This is a genomic window from Citrobacter sp. Cf118, assembly GCF_030334095.1.
In the GTDB taxonomy this organism is placed as follows: domain Bacteria; phylum Pseudomonadota; class Gammaproteobacteria; order Enterobacterales; family Enterobacteriaceae; genus Citrobacter; species Citrobacter freundii.
The window spans coordinates 156,483-172,347 of the sequence record NZ_JAOWES010000088.1 but is presented as its reverse complement, the minus strand read 5'-3'; the positions used below and the strand labels follow the sequence as shown (position 1 = coordinate 172,347).

Sequence of the window (15,865 nt, the reverse complement as noted above, 5' to 3'; positions counted from 1 at the left end):
GCCTCCTTATTTATTGCACGAAGCGATCGGTCACGTACTGGCTGTAATCCGTCGCGACAGCGGGGACTTTGCCCTGCTCTTTGAGGAACTGCGCGGTGTCGATAATGGCTTTGTTCACCGGTCCGGTCAGTTCGGCAGTCTGCTGTTGCGGCGTCAGGTAAGTGTTACCTTTCACCAGTCCCGGCACATCCGCTTCCGGCACGCCGCTTAAACGCGACAATTTGCTGATATTCTCCGGCTGCTTCAGCCACTCATCGGGATTAGCGATATAAGGTTGCTGCGCATCGATAGCGCTTTTGGCAAAGGCTTTCACCACCTCAGGATGCTTCTCGGCAAAATCTTTGCGTACCACCCACACGTCTAGCGTCGGTGCGCCCCACTCACCAACCTGCGATGAGTCGGTTAACACCTTGCCGTCTTTTTCCAGCGCATTGACCGCAGGAGCCCAGACGTACGCGCCGTCAATATCCCCGCGCTGCCATGCGGCAATAATCGCAGGTGGTTGCAGGTTCACAATCTCCACCTGACCGGGTTTAATCCCCCAGTGTTTCAACGCCGCCAGCAGGCTGTAATGGGTGGTGGAGATAAACGGCACCGCAATACGTTTGCCAATCAAATCTTCCGGTTTACTGATGTTTTTCTTCACCACTAGTGCCTCGGAGTTACCAAGCTTTGACGCCAGCAGAAAAACTTCAATGGGTACTTGCTGACTGGCGGCGACCGCCAGCGGGCTGGAGCCAAGATTACCGATCTGCACGTCGCCGGAGGCTAGCGCCCGGACGATGCTCGCGCCGCTGTCGAATTTGCGCCAGTCAACGGTAGCGCCGCTCTCTTTGGCAAAAGTATTATCCGCCTGCGCCACTTTGGCGGGTTCGGCGGAGGTCTGATAAGCGACGGTGACGTTCACCGCCTGCGCCTGAAATGCGATGAATGCCAGTGCACCGAGAAGTGCGTTACGCGATGAAATAGCCATGATTGTCTGCTCCCCTGTCTTGTTATGGAGGCAGTATTTCGTTGCGGCACAATTTGATAAAGGAATTAAAAATTCTGGCTAAGAACAAAGCGTTTTTAGAAAAAAAGCGGCAATAGTTAGCGATTTCGCTCATTACAGATGGAATTCGTAGGCCTGATAAGCGCAGCGCCATCAGGCACTGTTGCCGGATGGCGGCGCAAGCGCCTTATCCGGCCTACAACACCCGGCAAATTATTGCGATTTTGTTACATTCGTTACATAACTACACCTGGATGATTGCCAGCGCGGCGCTGACCGGCATCATAGACGCCATTATCAGGCAAGAGAGTAAAATCATGATTCATGTTGTGCTGGTGGATGACCATGTGGTGGTGCGTTCCGGCTTTGCGCAATTACTCAGTCTCGAAGACGATCTCAACGTTACCGGTCAGTACAGCAGCGCAGCGGAGGCCTGGCCTGCACTTCTGCATGATGACGTCAACGTTGCGGTGATGGATATCGCCATGCCGGATGAAAATGGTCTGAGCCTGTTAAAACGACTGCGGGCACAGAAGCCCGGTTTTCGCGCCATCATTCTCAGCATCTATGACTCACCCACGTTTGTGCAAAGTGCGCTGGATGCCGGCGCCAGTGGCTACCTGACCAAACGCTGCGGACCAGAGGAGCTGGTGCAGGCGGTACGATCGGTCGGTATGGGCGGGCATTACCTGTGCGCCGATGCGCTGCGGGCGCTACGCGGCGGCGAACAGCCCGCGCAGGTACTGGAAGTACTGACCCCACGCGAGCGCGAAGTGTTTGAGCTGTTGGTCAAAGGCGACAGCGTAAAAGAGATCGCCTTCAAGCTCGACCTCAGCCACAAGACGGTACACGTTCATCGGGCGAACGTGCTGGGCAAACTGCAATGCCACAGCACCATCGATCTGGTGCATTTTGCCCTCGACCACCAGCTATTAACGGGGCATTAATGTCGCGTAGCCTTCGGCATTGGGTTATTTCTCTGTTTATTCTGCTGGCCTGGGGATCGGGCTGGTTGATGCTGTGGACGCTGGGGTTTTACCTGACCCACAACGGCCAGCAGGCGGCGCTGTTCCTGCCGCACGGCGTCTATCTCGCGCTGCTCATCCTGCTTTCTCGCCGTTACTGGCCCGCGCTGGTACTGCCGCCGGTGCTGATGTTGTTCTGGCTGCACAGTGAGCAATTATTGAATGGCTATATCCTGCTGGCCGCGCCGTTTATTAGCCTGATTCCGGCAAGCATCGGTCAGTCATACTGGCACCGTTTCCCCCTTTACTGGCAGCGCTTAACGCTGCTGCTGGCCGCGGTGACGATCACCTCATTGCTCAATACTGCCCTGCTTTCACCGTTTATCCAAAGTCCGGCAACGTTAATTGGCCTGGCGTCGTTTACCGGCGGCGTGCTGCTGACGCCGTTTGTCTATCTGATCTATGAATTTTTGCGCCAGCAGCACCGCTATCATTTGCTCGGGCTGGATACCACCAATCCCCCGCTGCGCACCTCGCTTATCATCTGGTGCAGCCTGTTTTTTATTATTGGCATCGGCACCCAGATGGTGTTGTCGCCGGAGATCGAGCGCCTGTTGCTGATCGTGGTGTTCTTACCGAACGTGGTGATGGCGTGGAAATTTGGCTGGCAGGGCGGCGTGTTGTCCGGATTGCTCGGCAGTATGATGATCACCATCGCCCGGCAAATCGGCGTCGGGTTCAGTAATTTACTGGAGCTGGAGATTTTCCTCGCCACCCAGGCGCTGCTCGGCATAGGGCTGGGGATCGCCATCAGCCGCCAGCAGCATCTGGCGCAAAACCTGCACCATTATCGCCAGCGTCTGGAAACTGAACTGGCGGCGCGTCGCGCGCTGACCGAACAGCTGATCCGCACCGAAGAAAACACGCGCAAAAGCCTGGCGCGGGAACTGCACGACGAAATTGGTCAGAACATCACCGCCATTCAAATTCAATCACAACTGGTCAAACGCGCACCGGGTCGCGAGCAAACGCTTGAAGCGGCAAATCAGATCAACGACCTGGCCCGGCGTATTCACCACTCCACCCGCCAGCTGCTGCGCCAGCTGCGTCCACCCGCGCTCGATGAACTGTCTTTTAAAGATGCACTACATCATCTGGTGAATGAATTTGCTTTTGCTGAACGGGGCATTCGCTGTCGCTTTGATTATCAGCTAGAGAATACGCCAGAAAACGAAACGGTGCGCTTCACGCTGTATCGCCTGTTGCAGGAGTTACTCAATAACGTCTGTAAACATGCCGATGCCAGCGATGTGTCGATTACGCTGCGCCAGCAGGAACATAGCTTGTTTCTGGACGTCGCTGACAATGGCGTGGGTATTCTGCCAGAAAAAATTCCCGGTTTCGGTATCCAGGGAATGCGTGAGCGGGTCAGCGCCCTTGGCGGTGAACTGACGCTCGAATCAAGCAACGGCACACGGGTAATTGTTAACCTGCCCACAAATTTGCAACAAATCAGCCGCTAACCAGGAAAAAGTCTTAGCCACTCTGGACTTTCTCTCATCCTCTTTTGCTTTCACTTTCCTATAGTCAGCACAAACGGAGACTGCCATGCATACACGCTCAGCCAGCGAAACAGATCAACAATACCGGGCGCTACGCCCTCGGCTGCTGATGTGTATGGTCATTGGCTATGCCGCGTTTTATCTGACGCGTAAAAGTGTCAACTACGTCCTCCCGGCGCTACAAACGGACCTCGGTCTGGATAAAGGCGATATCGGCCTGCTGGGGTCGCTGTTTTACCTGACCTATGGCCTGTCGAAATTTACCGCCGGGCTATGGCACGACAGCCACGGACAACGCGCATTTATGGGCATTGGCCTTTTCGCCACCGGTGTTTTGAATGTGCTGTTCGCCTTTGGTGAATCGCTCACGCTGCTGCTGGTGGTCTGGACGCTGAACGGGTTTTTCCAGGGTTGGGGCTGGCCGCCCTGCGCCCGACTACTGACCCACTGGTACTCGCGCAACGAACGCGGATTCTGGTGGGGCTGCTGGAATATGTCGATCAACATTGGTGGGGCAGTTATCCCGCTGATTAGCGCCTTTGCCGCCCACTGGTGGGGCTGGCAGGCAGCGATGCTGGCACCGGGGATTATCAGCATGGCGTTAGGCATTTGGCTCACTCTGCAACTGAAAGGCACGCCCCGGGAAGAGGGATTACCGACGGTTGGTGAATGGCGGCATGACCCGCTGGAGCTGCGTCAGGAGCAGCAAAGTCCGCCGATGGGGCTGTGGCAAATGTTACGTACCACCATGCTGAAAAACCCGATGATCTGGCTGCTCGGCGTGTCGTATGTATTGGTCTATTTGATCCGCATTGCGCTCAACGACTGGGGCAACATCTGGCTGACGGAAAGCCACGGCGTGAATCTGCTCAGCGCCAATGCCACGGTGATGCTGTTTGAAGTTGGCGGTTTGCTGGGGGCGCTGTTTGCCGGATGGGGATCGGATCTGCTGTTCAGCGGTCAGCGTGCGCCGATGATTTTGCTGTTCACGCTGGGGCTGATGGTCTCCGTCGCCGCGCTGTGGCTGGCGCCGGTGCACCACTACGCGCTACTGGCAATGTGTTTCTTTACGGTGGGCTTTTTTGTGTTTGGCCCACAGATGCTGATTGGCCTCGCGGCAGTGGAGTGCGGACACAAAGCGGCAGCAGGTTCAATTACCGGTTTTCTCGGGCTGTTCGCCTATCTGGGGGCCGCGCTGGCGGGTTGGCCGCTGTCGCTGGTCATAGAACACTACGGCTGGTCGGGAATGTTCAGTTTGCTCTCGGTCGCCGCTGTCTTTATGGGTTTATTGCTGATGCCACTGCTCATTGCAGGCATTACCCCTTCTCTCAGTCAAAGGATAAAACAATGAAACTGACGCTTACCTCTACACTAATTGCCTCTGCTCTGACGCTGGCAGCCTTCAGCAACGCAGCTCAGGCGCAGGGCCGTCTGGTGGTGTATTGCAGCGCCACTAACGAGATGTGCGAAACCGAAACCAAAGCCTTCGGTGAAAAATATGATGTGAAAACCTCATTCATTCGCAACGGCTCGGGCAGTACGCTGGCGAAAGTGGATGCCGAGAAGAAAAATCCGCAGGCGGATGTCTGGTACGGCGGTACGCTGGATCCGCAGTCCCAGGCCGGGGAAATGGGCCTGCTGCAGCCGTATAAATCACCCAATCTCGAACAGATCATGGAGAAATTCCGCGATCCCGCGAAGGTGAAAGGCAATCTCTCCTCGGCGGTTTACGTCGGTATTCTGGGCTTTGGCGTCAATACCCAGCGCCTGAAAGAGAAAAACCTGCCGGTGCCAAAATGCTGGAAGGATCTGACCAAACCGGAATACAAAGGTGAAATCCAGATTGCTGACCCGCAAAGCTCCGGTACCGCCTATACCGCGCTGGCGACTTTTGCCCAGCTGTGGGGTGAAGATCAGGCCTTTGACTACCTGAAACAGCTCAACGCCAACGTCTCTCAATACACTAAATCAGGCATTGCCCCAGCGCGTAACGCCGCTCGTGGCGAAACGGCGATTGGCATTGGCTTCCTGCACGACTACTCGCTGGAAAAAGAACAGGGCGCACCGCTGGAGCTAATTTCACCGTGCGAAGGTACTGGCTATGAGATCGGCGGCGTTAGCATTCTGAAAGGCGCGCGCAACCTCGATAACGCCAAACTGTTCGTTGACTGGGTACTGTCAAAAGATGCCCAGGAACTGGCGTGGAAGAAAGGTAAGTCCTATCAGATCCTGACCAACACCACCGCCGAGACGTCTCCTAACTCGCTGAAGCTCGACGACCTGAAACTTATCAATTACGACATGGATAAGTACGGCTCGACCGACGTGCGTAAAGCGTTGATCAATAAGTGGGTCAGCGAAGTGAAGATGGGTAAATAAGCCTACATCGGCGATCATTTGCCGGGTGCGGCGTTAATACCGCATCCGGCCTGGAATACCGGAACCGCTATGTCACACACACTTGCACTCCATCCCGTGAAAAAACGGGATGCGATATTTCTTTGGGTTTTGCTTGGCTGGCTGGCGTTTGCCCTGTTGCCAAGCTGGAGCCTGGACTACGGTCTGCTGGAATCGACAGGCGAGGAAATACTCGCCGCCTACGGCTGGTCACAGTTCAATATCAGTTGGTTATGGTATCTGCTGCCGAGCCTGCTACTGGTGCGTCCGTTCCATGAGGCCAGGCGCGAACAGCGCGGCCGCCATTATCTTGATGCGGGCTGGGCTTTTTTCTGTATGGCGTTTATCGTCGCCAGCGCGACTCTTGAGGGGCGTGGCTTAGGCTATGCCACCATTGTGTTGTTTGTAGCACTTGGCGCGATCATGACCCTGGCGCTCACCCGTCTGGAATGGCTGGGCGGCGACCGTTTCGTCATCGGTTCGCTCACCGCGATTGTCGCGCTAATCGGTATTTTTATCGTCTGGCCGAGTATCGCTATTTTTATTCCGATGTTCACCAACGACGCCGGGGAATTTGCCCCGCTGGCGTTTATGAATGTGCTGTCGCAGGCACATATCATTCAGGTGATCCTCAACTCGATTATGCTGTCGATTGCCGTCGGCATCGGCTGTACCTTCTTTGGTCTGGTACTGGCTATCTATACCACCCGTATCGCCAGACGCAGCGCCATAATCGGACGTATCTTCTCGATTTTGCCGATCGTCACCCCGCCGTTTGTCGTGGGTTTAGGCGTCACGCTGATGATGGGACGCTCCGGCTACATCACCGAATTTATGGTCGAATGGTTTGGCTTAACCAACACCAACTGGCTGTACGGTTTTACCGGCATCTGGCTGGCGCAGGTGCTGGCCTTCACTCCGATGGCGTTTATGATCCTCGACGGAGCAATCAAAACCATTCATCCGTCGCTGGAAGAAGCGTCATACACCCTGCGTGCCAGCCGCTGGCAGACCTTTAACGGCGTGTTTGTCCCGCTGCTGAAACCAGCGCTGGCGAACGCCTTTTTGATTGTGGTTGTGCAGTCGCTGGCTGACTTTAGTAACCCGCTGGTGCTCGGCGGTAACTTCGACGTGCTGGCAACGCAAATCTACTTCTACATCACCGGTTCGCAGCTCGACTACCAGGCCGCCAGTACGCTGGGTGCCTTCCTGCTGCTGTTCTCACTGCTGGTGTTCTGCGTGCAATATATGTGGATTGGTAAACGCTCATACGTCACCGTTTCCGGTAAATCCTACCGGGGCGACGTGCAACCGTTACCTGTGACGTTGGTATGGAGCGTGGTCGCGCTGCTGGCGGTGTGGATTGCCTTTAACGCCCTGTTGTACGGCAGCATTTTCTACGGCAGTTTCACCGTTAACTGGGGCGTGGACTACACCCTGACGTTAGCGAACTTTACCAAACTGTTCGGTCAGGGGATGAGCGACGGCGCATGGCCTTCACTGCTCGACACCCTGCTCTACGCCGGTATTGCCGCGCCGATCACCGCCATCTTCGGTCTGCTGATCGCCTGGGTAGTCGTGCGCCAACAGTTTAAGGGCAAGAAGACCATCGAGTTCACCACCATGCTGTGCTTTGCCGTTCCAGGCACCGTCGCGGGCGTATCGTACATTCTGGCCTTTAACAGCGCCCCGGTTTACCTCACTGGTACGGCGGCGATTGTCATTATCTCGATGGTAATGCGTAACGTCCCGGTCGGTATTCGGGCGGGTATCGCGGGCTTAGGCCAGATCGATAAATCACTGGATGAAGCCTCGCTCAGCCTGCGCGCCGGTTCGCTGCGTACCATTACGCATATCCTGCTGCCGCTGCTACGCCCGGCGATCCTTTCGGCGCTGATTTACAGCTTTGTGCGCGCCATTACCACCGTCAGCGCCATTGTATTCCTCGTCACGCCGGATACCCGTGTAGCGACGGCCTACATCCTGAACCGCGTGGAAGATGGCGAATACGGTGTGGCGATTGCCTACGGTTCCATTCTGATCGTGGTGATGCTGGCGATTATTTTCATCTTTGACTGGCTGATCGGTGAATCACGTACCTCCCGTTCAAAAGCCAAAAACCAGGCGTAATGGAGCGCACTATGACTCAGAAAAATTTCGTTGAACTGCGCAACGTCACCAAACGATTTGGCAGTAATACGGTAATCGACAATATCAACCTCACCATCCCACAGGGGCAAATGGTGACGCTGCTCGGCCCGTCCGGTTGTGGCAAAACCACCATTTTGCGCCTGGTCGCCGGGCTGGAAAAACCGAGCGAAGGGCAGATTTTCATTGATGGCGAAGACGTCACCCATCGCTCAATTCAGCAGCGTGATATCTGTATGGTGTTTCAGTCCTATGCCCTGTTCCCGCATATGTCGCTGGGAGAGAACGTTGGTTACGGCCTGAAGATGCTCGGCGTATCCCGCGCTGAGGTGAAAGCCCGTGTCAAAAAGGCACTGGCGATGGTCGATCTGGAAGGATTCGAAGAGCGCTATGTTGATCAGATCTCCGGCGGTCAGCAGCAGCGCGTAGCGCTGGCCCGCGCGTTGATCCTCAAGCCGAAAGTACTGCTGTTTGATGAGCCGTTGAGTAACCTCGACGCCAACCTGCGTCGCAGCATGCGCGACAAGATCCGCGAACTGCAAAAGCAGTTTGATATCACCTCGCTGTACGTCACCCACGATCAGAGCGAAGCCTTTGCGGTTTCCGATACCGTGCTGGTGATGAACAAGGGGCACATCATGCAGATCGGTTCACCGCAGGATCTTTACCGCCAGCCCGCCTCGCGCTTTATGGCAAGTTTTATGGGTGACGCCAACCTGTTCCCGGCCACCTTCGGTGACCAATACGTTGATATCTACGGCTACCACCTGCCGCGCCCGCTGCACTTTGATACGCAAGGCGAAGGCATGGTCGGCGTGCGCCCGGAAGCGATCACGCTTAGCGATCGCGGCGAAGAGAGTCAGCGCTGCGTGATCCGCCACGTGGCCTATATGGGCCCCCAGTATGAAGTCACGGTGGAATGGCACGGGCAGGAGATCTTATTGCAGGTCAACGCTACGCGTTTACAGCCGGACGTCGGCGAGCAGTATTATCTCGAAATCCATCCATACGGCATGTTTGTTCTGGCGGACGCGGCATAACGTTTTGTGGCTTTGTAGGCCGGATAAGGCGCTTGTGCCACCATCCGGCAATGCCTGATGCGCTGCGCTTATCAGGCCTACATTGAACGATGTAGGCCCGATAAACTCTCAGCTTCGCGCTTTTAGCGCGGCAATATCCGCAGGCGTGGTGCGACAGCACCCGCCAATCAACCGTGCGCCAGTGGCCTGCCACTGCGGCAGATAATCCGCCAGATGCGCACAATGCTCGCCGTGATGATGCCAGGTTTTGCTCACGGCATCATACTGCTCGCCCGAGTTCGGATACACTACCAGCGGCAGCGCCGTTAAACTGTGTAAATGCTGCAACGCAGCGGTGGTGTTTTCCAGCGCAATGCAGTTAATACCTAGCGCCACCACCTGCGGATAATCCGCCAGCAACGCAACCACGTCACGCAGCGGCGTACCGTCGCTCAGGTGCTCGCTGTCACGCAGGGTAAATGAAAACCACGCCCGCGCACGCGGATATGCAGTCAATAACTCAGCCAGCGCGCTAATTTCGGCAAAATTTGGCAGGGTTTCACAGGCCAGAAGATCGGCCCCGGCATCCAGCAAGGCTTCCACGCGCGGGCGGTGAAACGCCTGAAACTCTTCAGCGCTACGTTGGTAATCACCACGGTATTCAGAACCATCCGCCAGATACGCGCCGTAAGGCCCGACCGATCCTGCTACCAGCAGCGTGCCCGCCTGCGGGTTCTCTGCCAGATACGCTTCACGGGCTTTACGCGCCAGCTCCACGCTTTTGCCAATCAGCGCTTTCGACTGCGCTTCATCCAGATCTCGCGCGGCAAAGCCCGCCGGCGTCGCCTGATAGCTAGCGGTGATCGCGCATTGCGCCCCCGCCCGGTAGTAATCGAGATGGACTTCGCGGATAAGCTCCGGATTTTCGACCAGCACTTTGGCTGACCACAGGCTATCGGCTAAATTACAGCCACGCGCTTCCAGCTCCGTCGCCATCGCACCATCGAGCAACAGGAAATCCTGTTTATCGAGGATGGCGCTTAACGGATTATTCTGCGACATGTTCGGGCTCCTGTTTGGCTTTACGCGGTTGAGTAAGGAAATAAGCACCATAACACACTGCCACAAACGGTAACCCGCACCACAGCGCAATTCTCTGCGCTGGATCGAATGCCAGCCCGACACAAGCCACCAGACACAGCACAAATCCCAGTACCGGCACCAGCGGATACCACGGCGCGCGATAATGCAATTCACTCAATGCCTTACCCTGCTGCAGATGACGGCGGCGAAAGACGAAGTGTGAAGCGCAAATGCTCAGCCACACCGCCACCACCGCAAACCCGGAGATTGCCGACAGCGCGACAAATACCGTATCCGGGGCCACCACGCTGGAAAACAGCGCCAGCACACCACCGAGCATACTGACCGACAGCGCCGTCAGCGGCACGCCATTTTTCGTTACTCGCGCAAAACAGGCCGGTAGCGTACGTTCATTTGACAGCGACCACAGCATGCGCCCGGAGGCATACAGCCCGGAGTTCGCCGCGGATAGAATAGCCGTCAGGATCACGAAGTTAAAAATATCGGCGGCGTAAGGAATCCCCACCTTCTCAAACACCAGCACAAACGGGCTTTTCTCCACGCCCGCCTGCTGCATCGGGATCAGCGCCGCCAGCACAAACACGGTGCCGATAAAGAAAATAATCAGTCGCGCGATAGTGGTACGAATCGCTACCGGAATGACCTTGCGCGGGTTTTCTGTTTCTCCGGCGGCAATACCGATAAGCTCGGTTCCCGAAAAAGCAAAATTCACCGCCACCATCGTCATCAGGATCGGTAAGCCACCGTGTGGGAACCAGCCTTCCGCCGTGATATTACTCAGTCCAGGCGCGGGCGAGCCATCCTGCATCGGGATAAAACCAAAAATCGCCGCCCCGCCGAGGATGATAAAGGCGATGATAGTGACCACTTTTACCAGCGAGAACCAGAACTCCCCTTCGGCAAAAAAGCGCGTGGAGATGACGTTCAGGCCAAAAATAATCGCGCAGAACACCACACACCAGACCCAAACCGGCACCTGTGGAAACCAGTACTGCATACAGAATCCGGCGGCGGTAAAACTCGAACCCAGCGCTACAGTCCAGGTCAGCCAGTAGAGCCAGGCCACGGTATATCCCGTTGCGGGGCCGAGATAACGCGCAGCATAGACGTGAAACGCCCCGGTCTCCGGCATCGCGACCGACAGCTCGCCCAAACACTGCATAACCAACCAGACCACCAGCGCGCCAATCAGATAAGCCAGCAGCGTTCCCGCCGCCCCGGTGGTGGAGATGATGTACCCGGTATTGAAGAATAACCCTGTGCCAATCACGCCGCCTAAGGAGAGCATTATCAGGTGACGCGTTTTCATTGTGCGCTTCAGTGGCGCATTTTGTTGTGTTGTTTGCATATAACCTTCTAAACGTATGGACATCTAAACATCCAAAGAAGGTTTGTTATACCGCGTTTGTTAACAGAATGCAAAGTCAACCCTGCACCAGGCGCAGATGCCCGCGCCGGGCGCTTAATATCGGGTGGGGATTAATAATCAAATACAAAAAGGGCCGCCAGCTCATAACGCCTCCGTTGCCAGGCTTTATGTAAACTCTGGCAACGTCCTCACCGGCTGGCGTTCACCCGGAAGTGGGAACCGTATCTCCCTGCTCATACTACCGAATGAGCGCTTAAGCACCGCTGGCAGGGATCGGCATCTGCGATTTGCGGCTCATCAGAATAAATACCGCCAGCCCTGCCAGCAATATCCCCGGCGCAGAAGCCGCCATCACCCCTACCGTTCCGGTGCCGAGCGCTAACATTTTCCCCGCCAGCAGCGGACCGCTCATCGCGCCCAGACGACCGACGGCGACAGCGGTACCCACGCCGGTGGCGCGGATCTGCGTGCTGTAAAACAACGGTGCCAGCGCATACAACACGCTTTGCCCACCGGTGGCAAACATCCCCGCCACAAATCCCGCCATCAGCATGCCGCTCAATGACGATACCGTGCCCAGCGCCAGCAGTGATGCCAGCATCCCGGTGTAGATCAGCAGCGACATGATCACCGGACGCAGTTTGTCCATCAACGCCCCGAGAATTAACGTCCCGCTGGCCGCGCCGATTTGCAGAGCAAACATCACGCCTGCTGCCTGCGAGGGCTGAAAGCCCTGCTCTACCAGCAGCATCGGCAGCCAGTTGATCAGCATATACACCACCAGCAGGGTGAAGAAATAGCACAGCCACAGCAGCAGCGTGGCTGTCGCGGTGGTTGGCGCAAACAGAGCGCGCAGCGGCGCGGCAGCCACCTGCGTTTGTTGGGTATAAACCTGTGATTCCGGCAACCAGCGCATTAACAGCGGAACCAGCAGCAGCGGGATCACCCCGCCGACCCAGAACACGGTTTGCCAGGCAGAGGCCAGACCGCTAAACCCGAGCGCTGCCGCCAGCGCCGCGCCAATCGGTACACCGCAGTACATCAGGCTCACCGCCGTCCCACGAAAACGCGGACCCGCCGCCTCAGAAGTCAGCGCGATCAGATTCGGCAACGCCGCACCCAACCCAACACCGGTCATCAGGCGAGCAAACACCAGCGATGAGAAATCCCAGGATATCGCCGTCGCCAGTGAGAACAGGCCGAACAGCGCCACGGAGGCAATAAGAATGCGTTTGCGGCCATAGCGATCGGCCAGCATGCCGCCCACCAGCGCGCCGGGCAGCAGCCCAAGAATGCCCGCGCTGAAGATCCAGCCCATCTGCATTTTATCCAATGCAAACGCATGGGCGATACCGACGGCAGCGATCCCGGCGGCCTGTAAATCCAGCCCTTCCATCAGGGCGACTAAAAAACACAGCCCGACGGTCAACGTCAGGCGGGATGAGGATGCGGGGGTACGGGTAGTCATAAGATGTACCTCTGAGGTCACGATGCAGGTGAATCGCGGCTGATACGTTGCCAGCCGCGTAATCATTTTTATTTTCTGTTGCGCAGATCCAACGCCACGTCGACGATCATATCTTCCTGGCCGCCCACCATCCGGCGTTTGCCCAGTTCAACCAGAATATCTACCGCGCTCAGGCCATAACGCGCCGCCGCCACTTCGCAGTGGCGCAGGAAGCTGGAGTACACCCCAGCATAGCCCAGCGCCAGCGTTTCGCGGTCCACCCGCACCGGGCGGTCCTGCAGCGGACGCACCAGATCGTCGGCGGCGTCCATCAGCGCATACAGATCGGTGCCGTGCTGCCAGCCAAGCTTATCCGCCGCGGCGATAAATACCTCCAGCGGCGCGTTGCCTGCGCCTGCGCCCATACCTGCCAGGCTGGCATCGATACGGTCACAACCCTCTTCTACCGCAGCAATCGAGTTCGCCACGCCAAGGCTCAGGTTGTGGTGGGCGTGCATCCCGGTTTCTGTTTCCGGCTTCAGCACCGCTTTCAGGGCGCGGAAGCGGTCACGGATATCAGACATGTTCATCGCCCCGCCTGAATCGACCACATAGATACAGGTCGCACCGTAGTTTTCCATCAGTTTCGCTTGCTGTGCGAGGTTTTCCGGCGTGGTCATATGACTCATCATCAGAAAACCGACGGTGTCCATGCCCAGTTCACGCGCATACTGAATATGCTGGGCCGACACGTCCGCTTCGGTGCAGTGGGTCGCCACACGCACAACGCGCGCCCCAGCCTGATACGCATTTTTCAGGTCATGAATCGTGCCAATGCCCGGCAACAGCAGCGTGGCGATCTTGGCGTGCTTGACCACGTCCGCCGCCGCTTCAATCCACTCCAGGTCGCTGTGCGCGCCAAAGCCATAGTTAAAACTGGAACCCTGCAGACCGTCGCCGTGCGCCACCTCAATGGAATCCACCCTCGCGTCGTCCAGCGCTTTGGCAATCTGGCGCACGTTTTCCAGCGAATATTGATGACGAATGGCGTGCATGCCGTCGCGCAGGGTCACGTCAGAGATATAGAGTTTTTTACCGTTCATGCTGCTTCTCCTGCCTGACGAGTGAGTGACTGCGCCATTTTCTCAGCGGTCGCCAGCGCGCTGGAGGTCATAATGTCGAGGTTGCCCGCATAGGCAGGTAAATAGTGCGCCGCGCCTTCCACTTCCAGATACACCGCGGTTTTCAGCCCGGAGAACTGACCGATGCCCGGCAGATTGACCGGTTTATCCTGCGGGATGACTTCAAACTGGACACGCTGTTTCAGACGATAGCCCGGCACGTAAGCCTGCACCGCCGCCGCCATCTCATTAATCGATGCTTCAACTTCAACCTCAGAGGCCGCTTCGCTCAGCACATACACCGTGTCGCGCATCATCAGCGGCGGCTCGGCCGGGTTAAGGACGATAATCGCTTTACCTTTTGCCGCCCCGCCAACCACTTCAATCGCCTTCGAGGTGGTTTCGGTAAACTCATCGATATTAGCGCGCGTGCCAGGACCCGCAGATTTACTGGCGATCGAGGCGATAATTTCGGCGTAATGGACTTTTGCCACGCGAGAAACTGCCGCCACCATCGGGATAGTCGCCTGCCCGCCGCAGGTCACCATATTAACGTTCTGCTGATCAACGTTGGCCTCCAGATTCACCACAGGCACGCAGTACGGGCCGATTGCCGCGGGGGTCAGGTCGATCAGGCGGATCGCTGGTTTAACGGCGCGCAGCGCGGCGTCGTTCTTCACATGCGCGCCTGCGCTGGTGGCATCAAAAACAATGTCGATGTCGGCGAATTCCGGCATGGCGATAAGCCCTGTCACCCCTTCATGGGTGGTGGCAACGCCCATGCGTCGGGCACGCGCCAGACCATCAGAATCAGGATCGATACCGACCATCACCGCCATTTCCAGATGTACGCCGTGACGCAGAATTTTTATCATCAAATCGGTACCGATGTTGCCGGAGCCGATAATGGCGACTTTACGCTTACTCATGACTGACTTCCTTTTGTAACCGCCGCTGAAAAGGTGGCGGCAACTGAACCAATACCGTCGATATGGGCCTCGAAACGATCGCCCGCATTCACCGCCACCATAGGGCCTAACGCGCCGGTGAGAATGATATCTCCGGCACGTAGCGGCTCGCCGAGGCTGGCCATTTTGCGCGCCAGCCAGACGGCGGCGTTGATCGGATGTCCCAGGCATTCGCTGCCGCGTCCGCTGGAAACCTCTTCGTTGTTGCGCGTCATTTTCATCGCGCAGTTTTTCAGATCTAATCCTGCCGGACGCTGTGCCGGGCCGCCGACCACATACACCCCGCAGGAGGCGTTATCCGCCACGGTATCAACAAACTTGATTGACCAGTCACGGATACGGCTGCCGACCACTTCCAGCGCGGGCAGCACCCACTCGATGGCGTTATACAGCTCGTCAAAAGTAGTGTCGGCATTGGGCAGATCGCGGTTCAGCACCAGCGCGATTTCCGCTTCAATACGCGGTTGCAGCACGCGCTCAAACGCAATGGTGTCGTTATCGCCGTAGCACATGTCGGCAAACAGCGTACCGAAGTCCGGCTGATCGACGCCAAGCTGCTGTTGCACTTTCGGGTGTGTCAGCCCTACTTTGCGCCCGACCACGCGACGCCCGCGCGCCACTTCATACTGCACGTTGATGCGTTGAATGGCGTAGGCCGCTTCGGCGTTATCCACACCAATCAATTCACGCAGTGGGGCGATAGCTTCCCCTTTTTCTTCAGCCTGACGTAAATCGGCGGCCAACTGCTCAAGATTATGATTCGTCATGTCCGTT

Annotated in this window: 13 protein-coding genes; 6 read left to right on the top strand and 7 right to left on the bottom strand. The window is 56.9% G+C overall.

Annotation, left to right across the window (positions count from 1 at the left end; all coding sequences use genetic code 11):
- Positions 1–10: 10 nt before the first annotated feature.
- Positions 11–973, bottom strand: a complete 963-nt coding sequence (gene tauA / locus OGX67_RS20965; protein ID WP_003021410.1) for a taurine ABC transporter substrate-binding protein — start codon at positions 971–973, stop codon at positions 11–13.
- 335 nt (positions 974–1,308) lie between these two features.
- Between tauA and OGX67_RS20960 the strand changes: the two genes are divergently transcribed.
- The 6 genes from OGX67_RS20960 (at position 1,309) to fbpC (ending at position 9,103) form a co-directional block, all read left to right on the top strand.
- Entirely contained in the window at positions 1,309–1,938 is a 630-nt protein-coding gene (locus OGX67_RS20960) for a response regulator transcription factor (protein ID WP_003021406.1), read from the top strand.
- Positions 1,938–3,479: an MASE1 domain-containing sensor histidine kinase gene (locus OGX67_RS20955; RefSeq protein WP_071696895.1), complete on the top strand. Its 1,542-nt coding sequence runs from the start codon at positions 1,938–1,940 to the stop codon at positions 3,477–3,479. The genes OGX67_RS20960 and OGX67_RS20955 overlap by 1 nt, the downstream gene beginning before the upstream one ends.
- Before the next feature lie 85 nt (positions 3,480–3,564).
- Positions 3,565–4,869 carry an MFS transporter family glucose-6-phosphate receptor UhpC gene (gene uhpC / locus OGX67_RS20950; RefSeq protein ID WP_003021400.1) on the top strand — a complete coding sequence of 435 codons (1,305 nt, stop codon included), beginning with the start codon at positions 3,565–3,567 and terminating at the stop codon, positions 4,867–4,869.
- Positions 4,866–5,897 carry an ABC transporter substrate-binding protein gene (locus OGX67_RS20945; RefSeq protein WP_003021397.1) on the top strand — a complete coding sequence of 344 codons (1,032 nt, stop codon included), beginning with the start codon at positions 4,866–4,868 and terminating at the stop codon, positions 5,895–5,897. The genes uhpC and OGX67_RS20945 overlap by 4 nt, the downstream gene beginning before the upstream one ends.
- 69 nt (positions 5,898–5,966) lie before the next feature.
- On the top strand, positions 5,967–8,045 hold the full coding sequence (locus tag OGX67_RS20940) for an ABC transporter permease (protein WP_003838617.1): 2,079 nt from the start codon (positions 5,967–5,969) through the stop codon (positions 8,043–8,045).
- 11 nt (positions 8,046–8,056) lie between these two features.
- Positions 8,057–9,103 (top strand): ferric ABC transporter ATP-binding protein, encoded by a 1,047-nt coding sequence (gene fbpC, locus OGX67_RS20935; protein WP_257651704.1) that lies wholly within the window; start codon positions 8,057–8,059, stop codon positions 9,101–9,103.
- Between the two features lie 108 nt (positions 9,104–9,211).
- Here fbpC and mmuM read toward each other — a convergent pair whose 3' ends face one another.
- From mmuM to mhpD, 6 genes are all read right to left on the bottom strand, one after another.
- Complete coding sequence (gene mmuM, locus OGX67_RS20930) at positions 9,212–10,144, bottom strand: homocysteine S-methyltransferase (RefSeq protein WP_061548193.1); 933 nt, start codon at positions 10,142–10,144, stop codon at positions 9,212–9,214.
- Positions 10,131–11,534: an S-methylmethionine permease gene (gene mmuP, locus OGX67_RS20925; protein WP_044714461.1), complete on the bottom strand. Its 1,404-nt coding sequence runs from the start codon at positions 11,532–11,534 to the stop codon at positions 10,131–10,133. The genes mmuM and mmuP overlap by 14 nt, the downstream gene beginning before the upstream one ends.
- Before the next feature lie 274 nt (positions 11,535–11,808).
- Positions 11,809–13,023 (bottom strand): 3-(3-hydroxy-phenyl)propionate transporter MhpT, encoded by a 1,215-nt coding sequence (gene mhpT, locus OGX67_RS20920; protein WP_016149678.1) that lies wholly within the window; start codon positions 13,021–13,023, stop codon positions 11,809–11,811.
- A 68-nt stretch (positions 13,024–13,091) separates the two neighbouring features.
- Positions 13,092–14,105, bottom strand: a complete 1,014-nt coding sequence (gene mhpE / locus OGX67_RS20915) for a 4-hydroxy-2-oxovalerate aldolase (RefSeq protein WP_003021379.1) — start codon at positions 14,103–14,105, stop codon at positions 13,092–13,094.
- Positions 14,102–15,052: an acetaldehyde dehydrogenase gene (gene mhpF, locus OGX67_RS20910; RefSeq protein ID WP_071667383.1), complete on the bottom strand. Its 951-nt coding sequence runs from the start codon at positions 15,050–15,052 to the stop codon at positions 14,102–14,104. The genes mhpE and mhpF overlap by 4 nt, the downstream gene beginning before the upstream one ends.
- Positions 15,049–15,858, bottom strand: coding sequence for a 2-keto-4-pentenoate hydratase (mhpD, locus tag OGX67_RS20905; protein ID WP_040232796.1), 810 nt, complete (start codon positions 15,856–15,858; stop codon positions 15,049–15,051). The genes mhpF and mhpD overlap by 4 nt, the downstream gene beginning before the upstream one ends.
- Positions 15,859–15,865 lie beyond the last annotated feature (7 nt).

Coding starts and splice junctions, on each gene's coding strand:
- tauA (WP_003021410.1), bottom strand. CDS start 973: ATGGCTATTTCATCGCGTAACGCACTTCTCGGTGCACTGGCATTCATC.
- OGX67_RS20960 (WP_003021406.1), top strand. CDS start 1,309: ATGATTCATGTTGTGCTGGTGGATGACCATGTGGTGGTGCGTTCCGGC.
- OGX67_RS20955 (WP_071696895.1), top strand. CDS start 1,938: ATGTCGCGTAGCCTTCGGCATTGGGTTATTTCTCTGTTTATTCTGCTG.
- uhpC (WP_003021400.1), top strand. CDS start 3,565: ATGCATACACGCTCAGCCAGCGAAACAGATCAACAATACCGGGCGCTA.
- OGX67_RS20945 (WP_003021397.1), top strand. CDS start 4,866: ATGAAACTGACGCTTACCTCTACACTAATTGCCTCTGCTCTGACGCTG.
- OGX67_RS20940 (WP_003838617.1), top strand. CDS start 5,967: ATGTCACACACACTTGCACTCCATCCCGTGAAAAAACGGGATGCGATA.
- fbpC (WP_257651704.1), top strand. CDS start 8,057: ATGACTCAGAAAAATTTCGTTGAACTGCGCAACGTCACCAAACGATTT.
- mmuM (WP_061548193.1), bottom strand. CDS start 10,144: ATGTCGCAGAATAATCCGTTAAGCGCCATCCTCGATAAACAGGATTTC.
- mmuP (WP_044714461.1), bottom strand. CDS start 11,534: ATGCAAACAACACAACAAAATGCGCCACTGAAGCGCACAATGAAAACG.
- mhpT (WP_016149678.1), bottom strand. CDS start 13,023: ATGACTACCCGTACCCCCGCATCCTCATCCCGCCTGACGTTGACCGTC.
- mhpE (WP_003021379.1), bottom strand. CDS start 14,105: ATGAACGGTAAAAAACTCTATATCTCTGACGTGACCCTGCGCGACGGC.
- mhpF (WP_071667383.1), bottom strand. CDS start 15,052: ATGAGTAAGCGTAAAGTCGCCATTATCGGCTCCGGCAACATCGGTACC.
- mhpD (WP_040232796.1), bottom strand. CDS start 15,858: ATGACGAATCATAATCTTGAGCAGTTGGCCGCCGATTTACGTCAGGCT.